The following is a 20,639-nucleotide window of genomic DNA, read 5'->3' on the forward strand; positions in this document are numbered from 1 at the left end:
ACTATTATGTCATTAAGCCCGGAAGACATAGACGCCATATGGCTCACCTTAAAACTGGCAAGCGTCGTCACTCTGTTGCTGATTTTAATCAGCACCCCCATTGCCTGGTGGCTTGCCAGAACACAATCTTGGTTGAAAGGCCCCATTAACGCCATTGTCGCCATGCCGTTAGTGCTTCCCCCAACCGTACTGGGTTTTTATTTATTAGTCTTTCTCGGCCCACAAGGCGCGATGGGGCAGTTTTTGATGCCGTTGGGAATTTCTCCGCTGCCCTTTAGTTTTGCCGGTCTTGTCGTCGCCTCTATGCTGTACTCTTTGCCCTTTGTCGTGCAACCGATCCAAAATGCCTTTATGGCAATTGGAGAAGGCCCACTAGAAGCCGCCGCAACACTGCGCTCTTCACCTTGGAATCGATTTGTTTTTGTCGCATTGCCTTTGGCCAAACCCGGTTACCTCAGTGCGGCGGTATTAGGTTTTGCCCATACTGTTGGCGAATTTGGTGTTGTGCTGATGATAGGAGGCAATATTCCTAAGGAAACAAGGGTCATCTCTGTTCAAATATACGACCATGTTGAAGCACTCGAATACGGACAAGCTCACAGCCTATCTTTATTGATGGTAAGTTTTGCTTTTATTGTATTGGCGGCTTTATACAGCCTTCAAAAGCGCCAAAAAAACAACGCCATCATCGGTGAACGACTATGACAAACAGGCCATCCGATGGTTTAAATATCCACCTATCACAGCAGTATTCAGGCCAGTCTGCCTTCGCCCTAAACGTGGACCTCACCCTGCCAAATACCGGTGTTACGGCTTTATTTGGCCCTTCCGGATCAGGTAAAACCACCCTATTACGCTGCATTGCTGGACTTGAAAAAAACCAACAAGGTCATATCCGTTTAAATAACGATCAATGGCAAGATCATCACACCTCCTTACCCACTCACCGGCGTCCTATTGGCTATGTTTTTCAAGACGCAAAATTATTTCCTCACCTTACGGCTCAACAGAACTTACAATTTGCGATCCAACGAGCGGATAAAACCCAAACCGTGATTAGCAGCGCAGACGTCATTCGCCTAATGAACATCGAATCCATCTTATCCCAATACCCAGCCCAACTGTCAGGTGGTGAACGCCAACGAGTCGCCATTGCCAGGGCGCTTCTCATTCAACCTAAACTTCTGCTTATGGACGAACCTTTAGCCGCCTTAGACGAAACATTAAAGCAGGATATTCTGCCCTATTTAGAGCGCTTATGCCGCAGCGCCAAGATTCCAATTCTCTACGTCAGTCACTCATTAGATGAGGTGATTCGACTGGCAGACTATATGGTGGTTTTGGCGGCAGGCAAGGTAATCGAACAAGGCCAAACACAAGCCTTACTTGGCAAGCTGGGTACGTCATTCTCTCGTTACCAAGACGCCAGCGTCATCATTGCTGGCACAGTAAACCGACAAGAAACAGAGTGGGGACTCTCATGGCTGGGGTTTGATGGCCAAGCCATTGCCTTTAAACAGGCAGGTGAAAAAATAGGGGATGCTGTGCGTTTAAGAATTCAATCGAGAGATGTTAGCTTATCCCTAAGCAAACAAGAGGATTCAAGCATTCTAAATCGTCTCACGGTTGTCATTGACGAGATAGAAAATGACCCTAAAGATCCGAGTATGACAATGGTTCGTTTACTCGCTGGCCAAACACCGATTCTGGCAAAAATCACCCGCCTATCAGCCCACCACTTGAACCTGAAAAAAGGCCAAATCGTTATCGCACAAATAAAATCGGTGGCGGTTTTATCCTAACAAGGCTAACCGCCATCGACAGCAAGAAATAACCGTCAGCGAGGGACTATTTCTACTCTCAACTGCGCTAAAAAGTCACGCATTATACCCTCTCGCTTTTTACCTTCTCGCCTAGCTGAGGCGGTATTCAGACTATTAGCAATGCGAAAAAGCTTATGATAAAAATGGTCAATCGAATAGCGCCTATCATCCGTTTCACGCACCTCACAAAATGGATCATCAAGGGAATATAACGCCCTGTTTAGTGCCCCACTAACTTGCATGCAACGAGCAATGCCAATGGCACCAAGTGCATCTAAGCGATCGGCGTCTTGTACTATTCTGGCCTCAAGACTTTCTGGCGTGATATTGGCACTAAAACTGTGAGCCCGAATAGCATGATGAATCGCGTGGTGATATTCGTCTGGATAGTCAATTGACGCTAAAAAGCCAATGGCTTTATCCGCTGCCAAAGTCGAGGCCAGATGCCGCTCCGGATGATTTTTCGGCAAGGACACACAGTCATGCAAATAAGCCGCAGGCAACACCACAGCCAGATCTGCATTTTCCTCAAGCGCTAACTGCTTCGCCACCTTAACCACTCGAGCAATATGCGCCAAATCATGGGCGACATCGACATACTCTTGAGCGTCTAAAAAAGCATAAAACTGCGCTTCGTATTTCGCCAACCAGTCAGACATTAAAACAACCTCTCATAATAATCACCTCAGCCAACGAGGTTGTCGCTAAACGACTTTTGTCAATCTTGTAGGTCGTGATTTATCCTTAAAAAAAGTAGGTCGACAAAAAACTCACCACGATAAATTACGCCTTGTTGGGCTAAAGCCACGACCTACAAAAAACAATATAAATCAACCAATTGCAGGCTAAATAACATCCTACGCCTGATCACGGTCGTCCCTCCCTCATCAGGCTTACAAGACTTATCCAACCTTCGCTGACTACCTTTAGCGACAACCTCCAACAGGCAGATCAACAAAACGCCGTCCGTCATGTAAAAAACAGCACCATTAGTAAACTTTAAAAAATAAAAAAGTAAACTGTTTTACCCTCCACAAAGAAATCGGTAAACTTCACTAAAATTTTTACGTGGAATCTACCCTTATGCCAATACTCATTGCCGTTACCCTATTATGGGCGTTTTCATTTAGCTTGATCGGTGTCTATCTAGCCGGACAAGTCGATGCTTGGTTTTCCGTTCTAATGCGGGTCGCACTGGCCACTGTTATATTCTTGCCATTCCTCAAATTGCGCCAGATAGAAGCAAACATTGCCGTTAAGCTGATGATTTGCGGCGCCTTACAACTCGGCATCATGTATGGGTTTTATTATCAATCCTTCTTGTACTTATCCGTACCAGAAGTCTTGCTGTTTACCGTCATGACGCCGCTTTATGTCACGCTCATCAATGACATGCTAGACAAGCGGCTGAACATTGGTTTTGCCATTAGTGCATTATTGGCCATTCTCGGAGCCGTCGCTATCCGTTATCAAGGTATCGATGAAGGCTTCATTAAGGGAATGCTCATCGTGCAATGCGCAAACCTGTGCTTCGCAGCCGGCCAGGTGGGTTACAAACGAATCATAGCAAAAGAGCGCCCAAACCTTCCACAGCGCACGGTATTTGGCTGGTTCTTTATCGGCGCGTTAGCCGTTGTTATTCCTTGCTATATCGCCATGGGCAATCCAGAACAACTGCCCACCACCAGCCTACAATGGGGCATTCTAATTTACCTTGGGATTGTTGCTTCAGGCTTGGGGTATTTTGCTTGGAACAAAGGCGCTACTCTGGTGAATATAGGCACCCTAGCCGTCGCGAACAACTTGCTTATCCCTGCCGGCATACTGGTCAATGTGGTTTTTTGGAACAGAGACGCCGACATACTGCGCTTAGCCATTGGCGGCGGCATTATTTTATTGGCACTGTGGGTCAATGATAAATTCAACCAAAAATTTGCCAAAGCACAAGCCGCCGCTTAACGCCATTTGAGCCTAAAAAAACGCCCAACACAGAGTGGGCGTTTTAGCTGATTTAAAGCAGACTTGCGGTTCAACAAACCACTAGTTTATCAACCATTTTTGAAAGGCTTTTTGAGCTTCTTGGTCTGCTTTATTGAACCAAAATTGCGACATTTCCAGCTGAATATTAGCCACCGTCGGTTTGTATAAAGGGTCGGCAATCCAGATACGCATCTCTTTACGAGTAGCCTCATCTGATCGGTTATACCAAAACTGCATCATGTCTAGTGCCACGTTTTCTGACATGGTAATAGGGGCAGGCGCTGGAGCAGAGTTCGAATGTGCGGTATCTGGTGTGTTTTTTGCCGTTAGACGTTCAATCTCTGCAACGTAGTCACGGGTATTTTGGAAACCAGATTTGGTCGACAATATCTGCTGCTGGTAATCAATTTCTTTACCGGTGACATCATCATGGATTGTAAACTGTGGGTCTTTTACATTGTCTTGTGCTTGCTTCTGAGTCGAAATATAAGGCGCTTTCAAAGTAAGGTAAGTATCTTTTTCAAAATACAAATCCAGCACAATCGGTTCAGATTGAAAGACTTGCGTATCTCCACCGCTTCGCAGCAGCTTATTAAAGCGAACAACGATTTGGTGCTGCCCTTCATCAAGGTCTACTTTGAAGTCATTGCCGAATCGTCCTGCACTCTCAAGGTCAATATACATAATTTCAAAGGTACGAGACACTTCAAAGGTAGCCGCCATCACAGGTGACGTAATGAAACCCAACAACACACTAGCAAACACCAGCACACGACTCTTTACCCACATAGAACACTCCTTACAACACATAACAAAAAAGAAGTGAATCTAGCATATAGTTGTACTTAGTTTATTTAGTAAAATAGACTTTAGAAGTATTTGCTCGATTTTGTCTTTTTTCATCCCCTGAAAGCAAACTAAATAGAAATTAGAATTGCTTCTAAAAGCAACCAAACAAGGCTCGACTAGCAGCATCCCCCCTAAGTCTTGTATTGATTGATGTCGATTATTTTAAAAAAGTGAATGATATGTTTAAGCATGACAAAACGCGCAGACAAAGCCCTATACAAAGGCAAAGAAAATGGACGAAACAGAGTCGAGCTATCAGAATAGTCTGTATAAGCTAGGTTAAATCAAACTCGTTATAAACATCAGGATTCCATTTCTGCATAAAAGTTGCTGGATGGCTCAATGGTGTATAACCAAACTGTGCATACAAGCCATGAGCATCACGTGTCGCCAATAAAATTCGCCGCAATCCCTGCATAGAAGGATGATCATGTATCTCTTGCATTAGCCACTTTGATAAACCTTTTCCTTGGTGCTCCTCAGCAATAAAAACATCGGCTAAGTAAGCAAAAGTGGCTTGATCTGTAATCATTCTAGCAAAACCTACTTGCTTACCATCAGCGGCAAAAACACCAAAACACAAAGAATTATCTAGGGCTGTTTTCAGAGTATGTGCCGGAATACCCGACGCCCAATAGGTGCTGGCAATATAAGCATGAATGACATCAAAATCCATGTCTTCATAATGACTACTTATTCGATAACCAAGGATCATTTTGTATCTCCATTAATCACTACCGATTTACTCTCTTTTACGCCACCGATTGTATTTAGAATGCACGCCGCGGGTAAAAGCTGACGAGTATTCTTCCAAAATATCCACGCCATATAAAATAGCCACCACAATAAAAGACAACTTAATGGCCACGTAAGAATCAATAATAGCGATGCACACACCGACAGCCGCCAGCGCCCAAATGGTCGCAGCAGAAGTCACGCCAACCACCGCGCCATCTTTCGACAGCATCACACCAGCACCAAGAAAGCCGATTCCCGTAATCACCTGCCCGATGATACGCGATGGATCCGTTATCTCCGCCGCCACAAACATAGACGATGCAATAAACACATAGGTCCCCAAAACGATCAACGCCGAGGTTCTAATACCGACAGGCTTACCTCTAAGCTGCCTTTCTAAACCAACAATCACGCCACAAAAAATAGCGGTCGCGATCGCCCCCCAACTATAGGGCGCAATGGAAAATATCGCATTTAAACTCACCGACTCTAAACTCATAGCATCTAAACTCATAGCATCTCTTAGGACAAAGGCCGCGGCTGATTAATTAAAAATAAAGAGCTGTACCTATAATGTACTGAGACCGCTGCACTATGTCACCAGTGAGACCAATAAAAGCAAAAAACGCCATAAAAAAAGCCAGCAGGGGGAAGACTGCTGGCCTTTGTTATCAATACAAGCTGATGATTATTACGTTAATCAGACTGCAAATTGATTCATGGTGTTATCTTTACCGGACGCTTTTAACGCCTGTTCACCTGAGAAATACTCTTTGTGATCATCACCAATGTTTGAACCTGACATGTCTTGGTGTTTCACACAGGCCAAACCTTGGCGAATTTCTTTACGCTGTACTTCTCTCACGTAGCCCAACATACCCAGTTCGCCGAAGTAGTCTTTCGCCAAGTTATCCGTAGACAAGGCGGCCGTATGGTAGGTCGGCAAGGTAATCAAATGATGGAAGATCCCAGCTTGCGCGGCGGCGTCTTTTTGGAAACAACGAATACGCTCATCGGCTTCCTCTGCTAACACACTGCCATCGTAGTCTTGCGACATGAGTTTTTCACGTTGGTATTGGCTCACATCTTTGCCTTCAGCCAACCAAGCATCAAACACTTGTTGACGAAAATTAAGCGTCCAGTTAAAAGATGGGCTGTTGTTGTAAACCAACTTAGCATTAGGCACAACCTCACGAATGCGATTCACAATCGCGGCGATTTGACCTATGTGGGGTTTTTCCGTTTCGATCCACAATAAATCCGCGCCATTTTGCAAAGAGGTAATACAGTCGAGCACTACACGATCTTCGCCGGTATTGGGCTTAAAACGCACCAAGCCATTGGCTAAACGAGTGGGTTTAATCAATCGCTCACCCAGTTTGATCGCCATATCGCCAGACTGCATTTGCTCAAGTGACGTCACCTCTTCACCGTCGATAAAGGCCGTGTACTGCTCAGCCAAATCACCCGCCGTTTGTGATACTGGGATTTTTTGCGTTAAACCCGCCCCTAAAGAGTCGGTACGCGCCACAATCACACCATCATCGACGCCTAGCTCTAAAAAGGCGTAACGTACTGCGTTGATTTTCGCCAAGAAATCTTCATGAGGCACGGTTACCTTGCCATCTTGGTGGCCACATTGCTTCGCATCAGACACTTGGTTTTCGATCTGAATACAGCACGCGCCCGCTTCGATCATCTTCTTCGCCAACAAATAGGTCGCTTCTTCGTTACCAAAGCCCGCATCGATATCAGCGATAATCGGCACAACATGCGTTTCAAATTGATCAATTTTTTGCTGCGCCGCATGCTCACGCACTTGATCGCCAGCGTCTCTCGCCTCGTCCATTTCTTTAAATAAATGCTGTAACTCACGGGCATCGGCTTGTTTCAAGAAGGTGTATAGCTCTTCGATCAAGGCCGGAACCGAGGTTTTCTCATGCATGGATTGATCTGGCAATGGGCCAAATTCAGAACGCATCGCGGCGACCATCCAACCTGACAAGTACAAGTAACGGCTACGCGTGGTACCAAAATGCTTTTTAATCGCAATCATTTTTTGTTGGCCGATAAAACCATGCCAGCAACCCAAAGACTGAGTGTAGTTCGCTGGGTCTTTGTCGTAACTCGCCATGTCTTCACGCATGATTTTAGCCGTGTATTTGGCGATATCTAACCCCGTGTTAAAACGGTTTTGCAATTGCATTCTAACCACAGATTCTGGGTTCATCGCCGCCCAAGTTGGGCCTTGTTGAGAGATAGTTTGGCTAGCTTGTTGCGTTTTATTTTTATAAGTTTGCATAGTCTTTCTCGCTCTTTAGGGTGTTTTAATATGAAATTAATTCGCTGCTTTCGCTTTAACTCGGTATGCGTGTAGCAAAGGTTCGGTATAACCATTTGCCTGAATCACGCCTTTAAAAATCAAATCTTGCGCCGCTTTAAACGCTAAACTCTTGGCATGTTGTGACATCGGGCGGTAACCTTCTGTGGCTTTATTCTGTTCATCCACCACCCGCGCCATGCGTTGCATGACCTCATCGATTTGCTCTTTACTGCACATGCCATGCAGCAGCCAATTCGCTAAGTGCTGACTAGAAATCCGCAAGGTGGCACGGTCTTCCATCAAGCCCACGTTATTAATATCGGGGACTTTTGAACAACCAACGCCCGCTTCTACCCAGCGCACCACATAACCTAATAATCCCTGAACGTTGTTTTCAATTTCTCGTTCAATCACTTGGCTCGACAAGGTTAAATTGTCTGGAATCGTTGGGATGGTAAGCAAATCAGTGAGACTCGCTTGCGGGCGGGACTTAATCCGCTGCTGTACCTCAAACACATCCACTTGGTGATAATGCAAAGCATGCAAGGTCGCCGCCGTTGGCGAAGGCACCCAAGCCGTATTCGCACCCGCTTTAGGATGGGCAATTTTTGCCGTCATCATCGCCGCCATTTCATCCGGCATGGCCCACATGCCTTTACCTATCTGCGCTTTACCCGGCAAACCACATTGCAAACCTATGTCGACATTGCGATTCTCGTAAGCCTGAATCCAAGGTTGGTTTTTAATTTGATCTTTTGGCAAAAACGGCCCAGCTTGCATGCTGGTGTGAATCTCATCACCAGTACGATCCAAGAAACCCGTATTGATGAAAAACACCCGTGATTTTGCCTGACGAATACACTCTTTCAGATTCAACGTGGTGCGACGCTCTTCGTCCATAATGCCGATCTTGATGGTATTTTCTGGCAAGTTAAGCATCTGCTCCACGCGAGCGAATAATTCACAACTAAACGCCACCTCCTCTGGCCCATGCATCTTGGGTTTTACCACGTAAATGCTGCCGGTTCGGCTGTTACGAATGCCCCTATTGCGTTGCAAATCCAAAGCACCAATCAGCACCGTCACCACCGCATCCATGATGCCTTCCGGTACAAAGTTGCCCAGTTCGTCTTGCATCAAATCGCATTCCATTAAGTGCCCGACATTGCGTACCAGCAAAAGTGAACGACCATGTAAGCGGTATTCTTGGTTGTCTAAATCCGTAAAAAGTCGATCTGGATTCATGCGGCGCGTTTGTTGTTGGCCGTCTTTGTCGAAGCTGGCTTCCAACGTGCCTTGCATCAGCCCTAACCAGTTGCGGTAAACCTCGATCTTGTCTTCTGCGTCGACGGCAGCCACCGAGTCTTCACAGTCAATAATGGTGCTTAATGCCGACTCAATCAGGATGTCATTGATATTGGCTAGATCTTTTGAGCCGTTTTTACCGTTGCGATCAAACTGAATTTCTACGTGCAAGCCGTTGTTTCTCAATAAAACAGCTTCAGGCTCGCTGCGCTGGCCATTAACCGCCACCAGCTGAGAAGGCTGCTTCAAACCAGCCTGGTGGCTATCTTTAAAAAAGGCCAATAAATGGTGGTAATACACCACGTAACTGGTCACGTCTTTATGAGAACCAGACTCCAGCGGAAACACCTCATCCAAAAACTCTTTGGCTTTGGCAATCACCGCGTCGCCACGAGCAGGGTTGTAGGCTCTATTACCTTCTACTAAAACGGAAGTGGCCAATTCGCCTGTTTTAGAGATCACATCCGTGCCATAAAACGCGTCGTACAAACTGCCCCAGCGGGCATTGGCTGCATTCAATGCAAAGCGTGCGTTCTTCACGGGCACCACTAACTGAGGTCCTGCCAAATGAGCAATTTCCGCATCCACGTTCGCCGTGGTAATGGTGAAATCCTCACCCTCTTCCACCAAGTAACCAATGTCACGCAAGAAAGCTTCATACGCCTTGATGTCCATGGCTTGACCTTTTCGCGCTAGATGCCATTGGTCAATCTGCTGTTGCAGCGCATCGCGAGTCGCCAAAAGTTGGCGATTAATCGGTGACAAATCCGCCACCAATTGCTCAAGATCGCGCCAAAATTTTGTTGGTTCGATAGCGTGAAGTGGTAGCACTTCTTCATTGATGAAGTGGCAAAATCCTGGATGAATCACGCTGTTATTTTTAGTTTGGGGCATATTCATCTCGCTTTCCTTCTGTCTTTTATTTCTCTGATTCTTAGGGTTAGCAATGCGTTTAATCTCGCTGACGATTGCTTGATTTATAGTTTATGTCCAACTAAGATAAAATTTCACAATAAGAATTACACAGTGTAAATTTTACAAAAATGAAAAATAAAAATAGCCTTAATCGCAAAGCCCATTTTTTGGGCACCAAGATCCGTAACCTGCGTAAACGCAACCGTTTGACCATGGAAGACCTGTCAGCACGATGCATAAAAGTGGACGCAGAATCGGCCCCATCCGTGTCTTATTTGTCCATGATAGAAAGGGGCAAACGCATTCCCAGCGAAGACGTATTGGAAGTCATCGCCAGCGTTTTTCAAAAAAATGTCGAATGGTTTTTGGACGATATTCCAGAAGAAGACGCCATCACTCCGTCAAAAGGGTCAGGTGGCGGCATCAATGGTATGGCGCTAGAGCCGAACTTTTTATTCTCCAAAGACATACTGCAAATTGCCATCCCAGAAATGCTGTCTCAAACGGGCACCAGTGGTCGACAATTTGCCCATTTGCTTATTCGCGCCCACCAAGAACACCATCAAAATCATTTCCCCGATTTAGAACGCGCCGCCGAAGAAGTCGGCCTCAAACGCTTACCATTAAGTCTTGATGAGATTGTCACCATCACTAAGCAAATGGGTTTGCAAATTAAATGGTTTCGTAAAACCCCCTTAGCGGTGTTACAAGAAATGGGCATTAGCGAAAGCCATGTGGTGACGTCTTTCTTTGATCCGCCAAGCACGATTTACATTAACCAAATCATGAAAGCCCAGCCACAGCGGCTAAAATACAACCTCGCGGTGCATATTGGTCACACGGTATTGCACGACAAAGACGGCATGAAAAACGTCTTGGTGACAGGGCGCAATGAGATCTCGCCCTTGCAAGCGAAGAACGCCAAAATACAATCGTCAGGCATGGATGCTCAGGATATTTTGTACGCTTGGCGAGACTTCGAATGCAGCTTCTTTGCGGGTGCGTTGCTTTGCCCCAAGGTGCCATTTCGACAAATGCTGGATCGCAACGGCTATGAAATAAACACCGCGCAACTGGCGGGCGTTTCGGAGTCCGTCACCATGCGCCGCATGACCGCCGCCTCGCCCTATCCTCATTGGCATTATTTTGATGCCTACGCACCGGGCAAACTTAAAGCCGTGTACCGAGGCAATGGCATTCCATTGCCGTGGGGTAACATGAGTGCGGTAGAAGATCCTTGTCAGCACTGGTCTGTGTTTCGCAAAATCAGCGAGCCAAGCACTGGAACCTCAGCGCAAATTTCTATTCTTAACGTCGGCGACGAGCCACGTATTTACGCCTGTGAATCCGTCAAAGTACAAGACCTTGCTGGCAACAGCCATGTGCTTTGCTCCGGTATCGATTTGAATCCAGCCATCGATGCCCAAGGTAAAGACGCCATCGCCATCGCCGCCGATTTGCGCCAAGCCTGCGTCACCAAAGGCGGTTCCTCGCAGATCCCAAGAAGCATCAAAAAAGACCTCATGAGCGTGGCGAAAATTCTCAACATCAACTGGGTCGAACGCGGCATAGACAACGACGCACGCCTGATTTGCTCTCGCGGCGCCGTCTGCCCGAGGAAACCGAGTTGCTATCAGCAGTGCGAGGCGAGGTAGTTGGCTTGTTTGAGGAGAGTTGATCTTGGAAGCTGGTAGTAATTGAGAAAGAGCTTTAATATCGACGGGTAAGTTTTTATAGAAAAATTATTCACTATAGAAAAAAATCAAAAAAACTATCAATATTAGCGGCCTAGGAAGAACATTGAGCGTATTAGCTGAGCGATTAAAAGAACCCTTCACAGAAACCACACGAAAAGTACGAAATCATTTGATGGCAGCCGGCACGATAGGTGTACTTGTTGCAGATGTGGGCATAATACCTAGTAAGATATCAGCACTTGGCATTGAGTTTACAAATATAGAACAGTCAAATTTGTTAAAGTTGCTGTTAGCAATCATGATTTATTACATCGTAACCTTTTCAATTTACTCATTATCTGAGCTATCTTCTTCAAAACTATCAGAGTCCGAAAATAACTTTGAAAATATTGGAGAAAAGATCAAAACAAGAGGTTTGATAAATTTTTTAGATTCGGAAATTGGTGAAAAACACGACTTTCAAAATACAAAAAGCAGCCTGTTAAGGGTTTTTCGCTCACTATATGAAATAGCAGTACCTTTAGTATGGGGGCTATATTCTGCGTATGCTCTTTATAAGGTGTTGTAATATATAAAAATAACACTTTATTCACTCGCAGCCCAATGCTGCGATTCATGAAGAACACGTAAGACTTCTAGGCAATTAACAAACAAATTTTCTCGATAAACGACAACAAAAGGTAAGCCTGCAATAACAAGTTCTCGTGTGTTTTTCACTCTACCATAGCGTCCAGCTCTCGGGTGTTCAGACAAAATAAGATGTACGTTATCAATAACTTTCATCACCGCATCAATAGCAACAATTTGGCTATTATCTTCTGCTATGTAAGCTTCGATTTTTTCTAAATCAAGTTCAGCTAAATCAGTCCATTTGAGCAGCACGTTTTGCATCCCATTTCGCTTTAATATCACAGTGGTCGATCAGTTTCCCTTTGTCCGCCGACTCGATTCCTTTTTCTACTTCACGAATAAACCAATCTTCACGGGCAACATATTGTTTAATCGCTTCCGCCATTAGCCATGCTCGGGGTCTATCCATTGCGTCAGCCATTTGGCCAACGCGCTGTAGTGTCTCTTCGTCTAGCCTGACTGAGGTTGCTTTTAAAGACATTGACATTCTCCGAGGTTCTCTAAGAATCTAAATCATAGTCGATATTAGTTTATGGTGATAGTTTGAACTAAAATAAAAATAACGTATTAAAAAGTACGAATATTGACGTACAATAAAAAGTACGATTTATTTCGTACAAAAGGAGCGTTGTAAAATGAAGATAGTCAAAGAAGGCGATTCAAGACAGATTATTTGTCCTGAATGTGGTTTAACACACGCGACTTATCAGCTTCGAGATGTCAGTTTTAGTGATGACTCTGGGGTGGTGAAAAATATCTTGGCAGCGGTTTGCAATCACTGCAACACAGTGGTTAGCATTCCAAAACAATCTACCGCGAAAGTACGTGCCGAGTACAATAAATCAAAACGCCCATCGATGTGCGTTTGCCCGCTCATTTTTTAGACATTTTAACGATAGCGACTCAAAAAATAGACGCCAGCTTAGGAGACAGCTTCAATAAAGCCTTGGTTTTATATTATCTTCATGCCCTAAGCTCTAACCGATTCTCTCAAGGCGACTTAGCAGGGCAAACGCATGAACATTATTTAACCAACCCCATCACTTTAAACAGATACTTATCATCCCAGCCGCAGGCTTTACGTTTATTTTTTATGCCCAGTTTCAAACTTGTCTCCTGCTTTAATAAATTTAAAGCGATTTGTCGGGTGGTGGCTAGGTTTTCTGCCGCGTAACCTTGTCTAGCTCGGCACTGATCTTCCCCAAAAGAGACGTCCAACACCCAATGTAGCTGATTTTCTACTCCCCAATGCTCGCGAGTGGCCTTTAGCACTTCCTCCGCCGTCATCGGTTTACTGGAAATAAAATAACGAATATGGCTTCGGCCTTTTTCATTAGCCACTCGATCTGATTGTATCGCGGCGACAGTTTTTGCTTGCCATTCTGCTGCAATAGACAGGGAGGATAAGTCCGTCGTGACCCAGCACCGACGATGCTCCTTGCGACCATGAGTTTCGTTTTCTTGCTCAAAAAAGTGATCACTTAGCGTATCTTGTGTATGGTTTTCCCAGTAATGGTCGAAGTAGGTTACAAGCTCTTTATGTAACGTTTTCTGATTACTTTTTACGGTAACCAAATAGTCTGACTCTCTTTCAATGACCTTGGAAACAATGTCTTTCTGACATCCCATGGCATCCATTGTGACCAAGCAACCTTTGATAGCCAGCTGATCTAGTAACTTAGGAATGGCTTTGATTTCATTGGATTTTTTATCTACTTTGTATTGACCAAGAGAGACGCCAGCCAGTGAAGCCCAAGCGTTCACCATGTGAATAGCTTGGTGTTTGTTCGAGCGCGACGCCCGCACCGTCTTCCCATCAATCGCAACGACGCCAGATAATGGAGTATCAATCAACATGTCTTGAACCCAGCCACAAAACATTTCTCGATAACAGGCTGGATCCAACAAAGAAAATAAACGGTTAAAGGTGTCATGTGATGGAATGCCGCCAGGCAATCGAAGAAATTGTTTAAACCAGTCCTTTCGAGTATCGGCAAAGAGCTGAATCGATTCCCAATCATCCGCACCACAAAGTATCGCGCAGGTAGTCATGAAAACGACTTCCCCTAAATCATGGGTACATTTTGCTTGTTGGCGTGGGTCATTTAGCTGCATCATACGGTCTAATAAGGTCATCGGCTTCAAAAGGGCACGATCATTCATCAAACACGGATTGAATGCAAATGTTGTGTTAATTGATCAAAAAACGTTCACGCGTTTGCCCTGGGCGACTTAGGCTTGCTGTTAAAATCCGATATTGCCAAGGCAAAAGCCTCAAAGCGCTTTTCCGTTAAGCTTAGTGAAAAAAGCATTAATGAAATCCAATCCTTAATGGCATCGCAAAAACTGAAAAACAACACGGAAGTCTTCAAAAGTCTGATACTTAGAATCAATGAAGACATCGTTCAGCCTAAGCAACCGAAGCATCTAGCAGAGTTACAGAACTTCGCCGCCGCTTTTGCATAATCCGCATACGAGCAAAATATAATGGTCTTTGAGAACGCTCAGGTTTTCACTGAACTTAACCTAGAAAAAACGCGACTGACACCGAATCATCATAAAAATGCCATTTATCCTCAATCAGCTCTATCGGAATAGGCCCACAAGTATTAAAATCAGCGGCAAATTCCCCTACCCTTAAGTTAAGGATCTCTCATGACTTTGTTGACCGGTCAGTCTACTAATGTCGTCGTTGTTAGTAACTCTTCCGATAATCCCTTTGCGATTGATGTCGCCTACGCAATGGGGCAACACGAAGACATCGCTGATTTGATCAGCATGAAACAGTTCATGAATTCCGAGTTTTGCCCTCGGTTTATTTCCGACGAAGCCGATTTCGATAACATTGGCCGTAAACTGAAAGGCAAAGCGGTGGTTATCGTCAGCACCAACAGCCATGTCAAAAGCCGCCAAGAATTGGCCATGTCTAACTTTATTATCGCCCGTGCCGCAAAAGAAAATGGCGCAGAGCGAGTGATTCTAGTTGAGCCAGATTTATTCTACAGCGCGCAAGATCGAGGCCCACACCAAGGGTTGGGCGACACCAGTTTTGAACGCGATATCCAAGACGTCAAAAAATTCGACGGTCAACCATTTACCGCCAAACTCTACGCCCAGCTACTGAAACTTTCTGGAGTGGATACGGTGATGACCATTCACAATCACTCCGAGTCCGTGCAAAAAATATTTAATGAAGTGTTTGCTGGCGACTTCCACAACCTCATTCCTTACGAAATTTACGCGCACTATTTATTAAATTCGAACATTTTAAACTATGGCGAAAACGGCGAAGGGCTTGTTCTTTGCGCACCCGACAAAGGCGCGCGGGACTTTGTTAAAGAAATGTATAAAACCCTTGGCCTAAGCAAAGCGAAATTTATCATGCTGGATAAAGATCGCACTGCCGAGCGCAAAGTGGAAATAACCCTTCACAAAGAAAGCGAGCACACATTCGACGGCCTAGACGGCGCGAGCATTGTCTTATTCGACGACATGGTACGCACGGGCTCGACTGTGGTGAAATCGTGTCAGTTCTTAAAACAAATTAATCCTGAGCGCATGGTGTTTGCAGTATCGCATTTTTACGCCAGTGACGAAGGTCGTGAACGCATGGCGCACCCTGCTATTGGCGAGATTTTAACGCTGAACACGCTACCGACCATCTTGAACCGCGATGAACAAGGTCGCTTACGCAAGAAAATGGTGGTGTTAAAAGTGGAAAAATGGCTCGCTCAAGAACTGTGCAACATTCTTGATTTGCCGCAAACTCACGAGCCAAACCCTTACAAAATCGATATGTCGTCTAAAAACCCACGTTTTAAACGCAAAATTTGGTTCAGTGAAGAATTATCAGAATTGAAGGGCTAAAACTTCCCTCAGCCCAACCAAGTAAACAAAAAAATAAAAATGCCGCATCACGCGGCATTTTTGTATCCTTTAACGCTGTATTATTGCCTAGGCACGAAAAGCCAATAACAGAATGTCTTTGATTTTACGATCAATCTCTACTTGTGCCGCTTCAAAATCGGCTCGCTCTACCTTGTATAAGAAAGGCTGAACACTACGTAATTTTTTGATCGCCTGTGGGTCTTCGGCCAGTAAAACAGCCACATAGGAAAAAGCATCATAATAGGGAAAGGCTTGTTCACGTAATGCATTTAAATACGAATCAACCGACTCTTCTCCAAACACCTGTTTGATCGCGGTAATCGCCCCAAATACCGCAACGCCTTCGCACAAAGCGGGCGTTTTAGCGCCTTCAAAACCAACAGGATATTGGCCACGTACCATTTCTTGAATCACATCAGCCAGCAGCATCACATCGTTAGTGAATACTCGAGCAGGCATTTGGATTTTATAACGATATGGCTCGTCTGCATGTTCAAAAACGGCGCTGGGTTTGGCGATGTCATCATGGACGTCAAAACCATCGAACTTGGCTTCAGCAACGGCTTCGCCAAAAAGAAACTCCACCGCAGGCAACCAAGCCGCACGCAGTTTCTCTAATTTGTTCACTTCTGTTGAGTAAGTGTCTGCCACAACCTCATCCTTATGCATTCTGAAAGAAACAGAGCGTCAGATTCATGATCAAAACGCCCTTTTAGATAACCGAAACCTTACCATAATGAGGCAGATCAAGCAGGAAAAATTCGACGATAAATACGCAGATTCAAAGGATAACAATAGGATCTAGATCAATAAAATAGAAGAATTTAGGCTAAAAACACGAAAGTACTATCACTTTGCCTAACAAGCTGAATAATTCGTTATGCGTTGGCAAGATCATTCAATTTACCCACCCTCTGGGTATGTTAGAATCCTCACTCCCAGCCGCAAGAGCGGTGGTTTAGAAAAGGCCATTTTATAAGGCCTTTTTCATATTCATCTATTTTTTGGAGACTATTAATCATGCGTTTATCGCTTAAAATGGGATTAGCCGCACTGGTTGCTACCGTACCAGCTCTTGCCTTAGCTCACCCAGGACATGAACACACCACCAGTTTTATGACTGGCTTTATGCACCCTATGGGTGGTTTGGATCATTTATTGGCCATGCTGGCCATTGGTCTTTGGGCGGCAAGCCTTGGCGGTCGCGCTTTGTGGGCTGTACCTGCGGCGTTTGTCGGCACTATGTTGGTGGGTGGCGGATTAGCCGTTGCTGGCGTACAAGTTCCCTTCATTGAACAAGGTATTGTCTTGTCAGTGATTCTAATGGGGGCTTTACTCGTTGGTGCCGCACGTTTTCCTATCGCCGTTTGCGCTGGCATTGCTGGGTTATTTGCGCTTTTCCATGGTGCAGCTCACGGTTTAGAAATGCCACTCAACGCTAACAGTGCAGAATACGCATTCGGCTTTGCGGCAGCAACCGCACTCTTGCATGTTGCTGGTATCGGTTTTGGTATGGCAGTTGCTCGCCTCCAAGCGCCCATTGTAACTCGCATCACCGGCAGTTTGATTGCTGTTGCTGGCGTTTTTCTCGCCATTGCGTAAACACATCGCCACGGCTTTGCCTTAATGCCGTGGTGATTTTTTACAATAAAATAAAATAGCTGCATATCCTTATTATGTCTAAATTTATGTATAATTTTTAAACAAGTTTAAACGCCACAATAAAGGACGGTTCATTGAAAGAAGCCGAGTTTACGCAGCCCTCTGCCATCATTCTCTCTCTGGTTGCATTTTTAATCATTGCATCGTGTGGCATTTACTGGACCCAGTCCTCTGTTAATGCTGTGGTCAGCCAACAATTGTCTATTTTGAGCGACCTATCCCGCACACAAGCCTCCGCTTTAGAACGTCGTTTATCTTCTGCATTTACCTCCGCTCAGATTATTGCTTATGAGGTTGAGTACAATAATGGCAATATAGAATGGTTTGATCACTACGCGGATCGATTGATTCAGTCGATTGGCGGCATTGAAAACTTGCAACTTGCTCCAAACGGCATTATCGAGACCATTTACCCACTCAAAGGTAATGAAGCCGCTATCGGCCTCGATATTATTTCAACGCCTCGCTTTAATGAAAGTGCAATGTTGGCCATCGAAAACCGTCGTCTATTTGTCGTTGGCCCTGTTGAACTCGCGCAAGGCGGTGTCGGCGTTATTAGCCGAGCCCCGGTTTTTTTATACAGAGACACACAACGAGAGTTATTCTGGGGATTTGTTTCAGCAATGATTTATTTGGATAACTTACTAGAAACCACCCAATTAAAACGATTCGAAAAAGAAGGCTACCAATACCAGCTAACCAGAATGCACGTCGACGATAAGCAAATCATCAGCCTGTTTTCTTCTGCCGCCCCTCTTACCAGCTTTCAAGTCTCCACAGACCTTATCCTTCCTGTAGGGACATGGACATTGAATGTTAGTCGCGACTTGGATAAACCATTAGAACAGCGGCGACTATCAGGGTATCTCGTTTCCTTTGTGGTTGCTTTTTTATTGGCAATTTCTATGTACGCCATACTCATCCAACCCTTACGCCTTAGAACGCTAGTCAAGGCAAAAACGGCCGAGCTTCAAGATCTGGCTTACAAAGACCCTTTAACAGGCTTACCAAACCGTCGTTTTTTGCAAGACAGCTTGCCAGCCATATTGATTAACAATCAACGGCGAAACCGCATTTCTGCTTTCATCTATTTTGATCTTGATAATTTTAAGCGTATTAATGACACCATAGGACACGATGTTGGCGATCAGGCACTTATCATTGTTGCCAATCGGCTCAGTAAATTAAAAAGCATTTCCGATTTAGTCGTGCGTTTGGGCGGCGATGAGTTTGGTATCTTGCTTGGCGATATTGTGGATCACCAAGCAGCCGAGAATCATGCCAATAGAATATTAAGCAGTATTCGCACTCCTGTTATATTAAACGATAGACAATACACGCTAAGCACATCCCTTGGGATTGCGATGATTCCAGAGCATGGCCATGACCTTGTAACCATCATGCAATATGCAGACATGGCGCTCTATCAGGCCAAATCCCAAGGTAAAAACCAATATTCATTCTATACAGAAAGAATGAAAATCAGCACACACAGTCGTGTCAAAGCCGAAGAAGACTTGACACAAGCGTTACAAAGAAATGAATTTGAACTCTACTTTCAACCTCAGTTTAACCTACACACCAATCAAGTATTTGGTGCCGAAGCCCTTATTCGATGGAATCACCCAGAACAAGGTCTGATATTCCCCAATGACTTTATTCCGCTGGCAGAAAGCACAGGCAAAATCATAGAGTTAGGCCATTGGATTCTAGAAAACAGCATCGCCTATCTAGCAAAACGTAAATTAGAAGGTCGACCTGATATTTTACTGCACATTAACCTAGCCTCGGCTCAACTCGCAGACCCTTGTTTCGTCATCCTAGTTCAAAAATTACTCGCAAAGTATCAAGTATCCGCCCACTTAATTGGCTTTGAGATCACAGAGACCTCAATACTTGAAGACGTTCATCTTGCTAGAACCCTATTACAAACGCTCAAAGACATGGGGATTTGCATTGCAATAGACGACTTTGGAACCGGCTACTCGTCCTTGTCCCAACTAAAAAATCTCCCCGTGGACTTATTAAAAATTGACCGTAGTTTTGTCATGGATTTGGAGCGAGACCCAGATGACCGCAAAATTGTCGAAGCCATCATTGCCATGGCGCACAAACTCAACATAAAAGTACTCGCAGAAGGCATCGAAACGCGAGAGCAGTGGACAATGCTGGAAGCATTTCAATGCGACTTTGGACAAGGTTATTACATTAGCAAAGCCGTAACAGAAAAAGAGTTCAACCAAGGACAACCTATCAACCACTGAAATTCACACCACTAACCCTAAACGATAATGGCTAACAGACTGAACGCTCGCTCAAGCAGAGAGCCAATCCGTTCGATTTTACGCCATGTCCGTAGCATATTGGCCAAGCGTAAAAGCCACCGGATAATTCATGGCGAGCGATCAAACCGTATTTGGACGATGCGATGGAAAAAGCCAGAAACCTTTGGCCAGAGGCTTTTTAAAAACCTACCAATGAATGAAGAGCACAAACAACAGCTAAGAGAACATTGGCAGAGACTTCATGAGGATTTTCGGGTTTAAAAGTTTTAGGAAATCGTTTTTTAGGAGGTCAGTAAAATAAGCAGAAGAGACTATATAGTTTGCAGACACAAAAAAGCCCCGACGTTGCGAATAATCACTAACTGTCGAGGCTTTTCTATTGATACTTAATTAGGTGGTAGGACTAAGCAGATTCGAACTGCTGACCTCTACCATGTCAAGGTTACTCTGAATATTCCCTTACATGGCAATGAACTACTTTATATAACGTATTCAATACCTTAGTAAACACACATCCTTTGAATCAAAGCAATATAAGGCAATA

The 20,639-nt window shown here is 44.8% G+C and carries 20 protein-coding genes; 10 read left to right on the forward strand and 10 right to left on the reverse strand.

The window, feature by feature from the left end:
- Positions 1-6 precede the first annotated feature (6 nt).
- Positions 7-705: a molybdate ABC transporter permease subunit gene (gene modB / locus J8N69_RS02090; RefSeq protein WP_168825818.1), complete on the forward strand. Its 699-nt coding sequence runs from the start codon at positions 7-9 to the stop codon at positions 703-705.
- Positions 702-1,802, forward strand: a complete 1,101-nt coding sequence (gene modC, locus J8N69_RS02095; RefSeq protein ID WP_168825820.1) for a molybdenum ABC transporter ATP-binding protein — start codon at positions 702-704, stop codon at positions 1,800-1,802. Before modB ends, modC begins: the two co-directional genes overlap by 4 nt.
- 35 nt (positions 1,803-1,837) lie before the next feature.
- Here the strand turns inward: modC and J8N69_RS02100 are convergent, their stop codons facing one another.
- Positions 1,838-2,482 (reverse strand): HD domain-containing protein, encoded by a 645-nt coding sequence (locus J8N69_RS02100; protein WP_168825822.1) that lies wholly within the window; start codon positions 2,480-2,482, stop codon positions 1,838-1,840.
- A 424-nt stretch (positions 2,483-2,906) separates the two neighbouring features.
- Between J8N69_RS02100 and J8N69_RS02105 the strand changes: the two genes are divergently transcribed.
- Positions 2,907-3,782, forward strand: coding sequence for a carboxylate/amino acid/amine transporter (locus tag J8N69_RS02105; protein WP_168825824.1), 876 nt, complete (start codon positions 2,907-2,909; stop codon positions 3,780-3,782).
- An 81-nt stretch (positions 3,783-3,863) separates the two neighbouring features.
- On the opposite strand, the gene J8N69_RS02110 is transcribed toward J8N69_RS02105, so the two are convergent.
- From J8N69_RS02110 to J8N69_RS02130, 5 genes are all read right to left on the reverse strand, one after another.
- Positions 3,864-4,592 carry a YccT family protein gene (locus tag J8N69_RS02110; RefSeq protein ID WP_168825826.1) on the reverse strand — a complete coding sequence of 243 codons (729 nt, stop codon included), beginning with the start codon at positions 4,590-4,592 and terminating at the stop codon, positions 3,864-3,866.
- A 334-nt stretch (positions 4,593-4,926) separates the two neighbouring features.
- Positions 4,927-5,367 carry a GNAT family N-acetyltransferase gene (locus J8N69_RS02115; protein ID WP_168825828.1) on the reverse strand — a complete coding sequence of 147 codons (441 nt, stop codon included), beginning with the start codon at positions 5,365-5,367 and terminating at the stop codon, positions 4,927-4,929.
- Between the two features lie 27 nt (positions 5,368-5,394).
- Positions 5,395-5,904 carry an MgtC/SapB family protein gene (locus J8N69_RS02120; protein WP_227803946.1) on the reverse strand — a complete coding sequence of 170 codons (510 nt, stop codon included), beginning with the start codon at positions 5,902-5,904 and terminating at the stop codon, positions 5,395-5,397.
- Between the two features lie 186 nt (positions 5,905-6,090).
- Entirely contained in the window at positions 6,091-7,692 is a 1,602-nt protein-coding gene (locus tag J8N69_RS02125; RefSeq protein WP_168825829.1) for an isocitrate lyase, read from the reverse strand.
- 36 nt (positions 7,693-7,728) lie between these two features.
- Complete coding sequence (locus J8N69_RS02130; RefSeq protein WP_168825831.1) at positions 7,729-9,918, reverse strand: malate synthase G; 2,190 nt, start codon at positions 9,916-9,918, stop codon at positions 7,729-7,731.
- Positions 9,919-10,061: 143 nt separating this feature from the next.
- On the opposite strand from J8N69_RS02130, the gene J8N69_RS02135 reads away from it, so the two are divergent.
- Positions 10,062-11,588, forward strand: a complete 1,527-nt coding sequence (locus tag J8N69_RS02135) for a DUF3612 domain-containing protein (RefSeq protein ID WP_168825834.1) — start codon at positions 10,062-10,064, stop codon at positions 11,586-11,588.
- A gap of 145 nt (positions 11,589-11,733) precedes the next feature.
- Positions 11,734-12,198: a hypothetical protein gene (locus J8N69_RS02140; protein WP_168825836.1), complete on the forward strand. Its 465-nt coding sequence runs from the start codon at positions 11,734-11,736 to the stop codon at positions 12,196-12,198.
- 17 nt (positions 12,199-12,215) lie between these two features.
- Here J8N69_RS02140 and J8N69_RS02145 read toward each other — a convergent pair whose 3' ends face one another.
- A complete protein-coding gene (locus tag J8N69_RS02145) occupies positions 12,216-12,521 on the reverse strand; it encodes a type II toxin-antitoxin system RelE/ParE family toxin (protein WP_211085069.1) in 306 nt (101 codons plus the stop codon).
- Positions 12,493-12,741 carry a CopG family ribbon-helix-helix protein gene (locus J8N69_RS02150; RefSeq protein WP_168825838.1) on the reverse strand — a complete coding sequence of 83 codons (249 nt, stop codon included), beginning with the start codon at positions 12,739-12,741 and terminating at the stop codon, positions 12,493-12,495. The genes J8N69_RS02145 and J8N69_RS02150 overlap by 29 nt, the downstream gene beginning before the upstream one ends.
- 154 nt (positions 12,742-12,895) lie before the next feature.
- On the opposite strand from J8N69_RS02150, the gene J8N69_RS02155 reads away from it, so the two are divergent.
- Complete coding sequence (locus J8N69_RS02155; RefSeq protein WP_211085071.1) at positions 12,896-13,144, forward strand: hypothetical protein; 249 nt, start codon at positions 12,896-12,898, stop codon at positions 13,142-13,144.
- Positions 13,145-13,283: 139 nt separating this feature from the next.
- Here the strand turns inward: J8N69_RS02155 and J8N69_RS02160 are convergent, their stop codons facing one another.
- Positions 13,284-14,423 carry an ISAs1 family transposase gene (locus J8N69_RS02160; protein ID WP_168825840.1) on the reverse strand — a complete coding sequence of 380 codons (1,140 nt, stop codon included), beginning with the start codon at positions 14,421-14,423 and terminating at the stop codon, positions 13,284-13,286.
- 75 nt (positions 14,424-14,498) lie between these two features.
- Between J8N69_RS02160 and J8N69_RS02165 the strand changes: the two genes are divergently transcribed.
- The gene (locus J8N69_RS02165; protein ID WP_211085073.1) at positions 14,499-14,726 is read left to right on the forward strand and encodes a hypothetical protein; all 228 of its coding nucleotides are present in this window, start codon (positions 14,499-14,501) and stop codon (positions 14,724-14,726) included.
- Between the two features lie 189 nt (positions 14,727-14,915).
- Entirely contained in the window at positions 14,916-16,127 is a 1,212-nt protein-coding gene (locus J8N69_RS02170) for a phosphoribosyltransferase family protein (protein WP_168825842.1), read from the forward strand.
- Positions 16,128-16,214: 87 nt separating this feature from the next.
- On the opposite strand, the gene J8N69_RS02175 is transcribed toward J8N69_RS02170, so the two are convergent.
- The gene (locus J8N69_RS02175) at positions 16,215-16,799 is read right to left on the reverse strand and encodes a hypothetical protein (protein WP_168825844.1); all 585 of its coding nucleotides are present in this window, start codon (positions 16,797-16,799) and stop codon (positions 16,215-16,217) included.
- Positions 16,800-17,168: 369 nt separating this feature from the next.
- Between J8N69_RS02175 and J8N69_RS02180 the strand changes: the two genes are divergently transcribed.
- Together J8N69_RS02180 and J8N69_RS02185 are read left to right on the forward strand one after the other, a co-directional pair.
- Positions 17,169-17,750, forward strand: coding sequence for a HupE/UreJ family protein (locus J8N69_RS02180; protein WP_168825846.1), 582 nt, complete (start codon positions 17,169-17,171; stop codon positions 17,748-17,750).
- A 134-nt stretch (positions 17,751-17,884) separates the two neighbouring features.
- Positions 17,885-20,074, forward strand: coding sequence for a putative bifunctional diguanylate cyclase/phosphodiesterase (locus J8N69_RS02185; protein ID WP_168825848.1), 2,190 nt, complete (start codon positions 17,885-17,887; stop codon positions 20,072-20,074).
- Positions 20,075-20,639 lie beyond the last annotated feature (565 nt).

This window comes from Marinomonas profundi (assembly GCF_020694005.1).
In the GTDB taxonomy this organism is placed as follows: Bacteria; Pseudomonadota; Gammaproteobacteria; order Pseudomonadales; family Marinomonadaceae; genus Marinomonas; species Marinomonas profundi.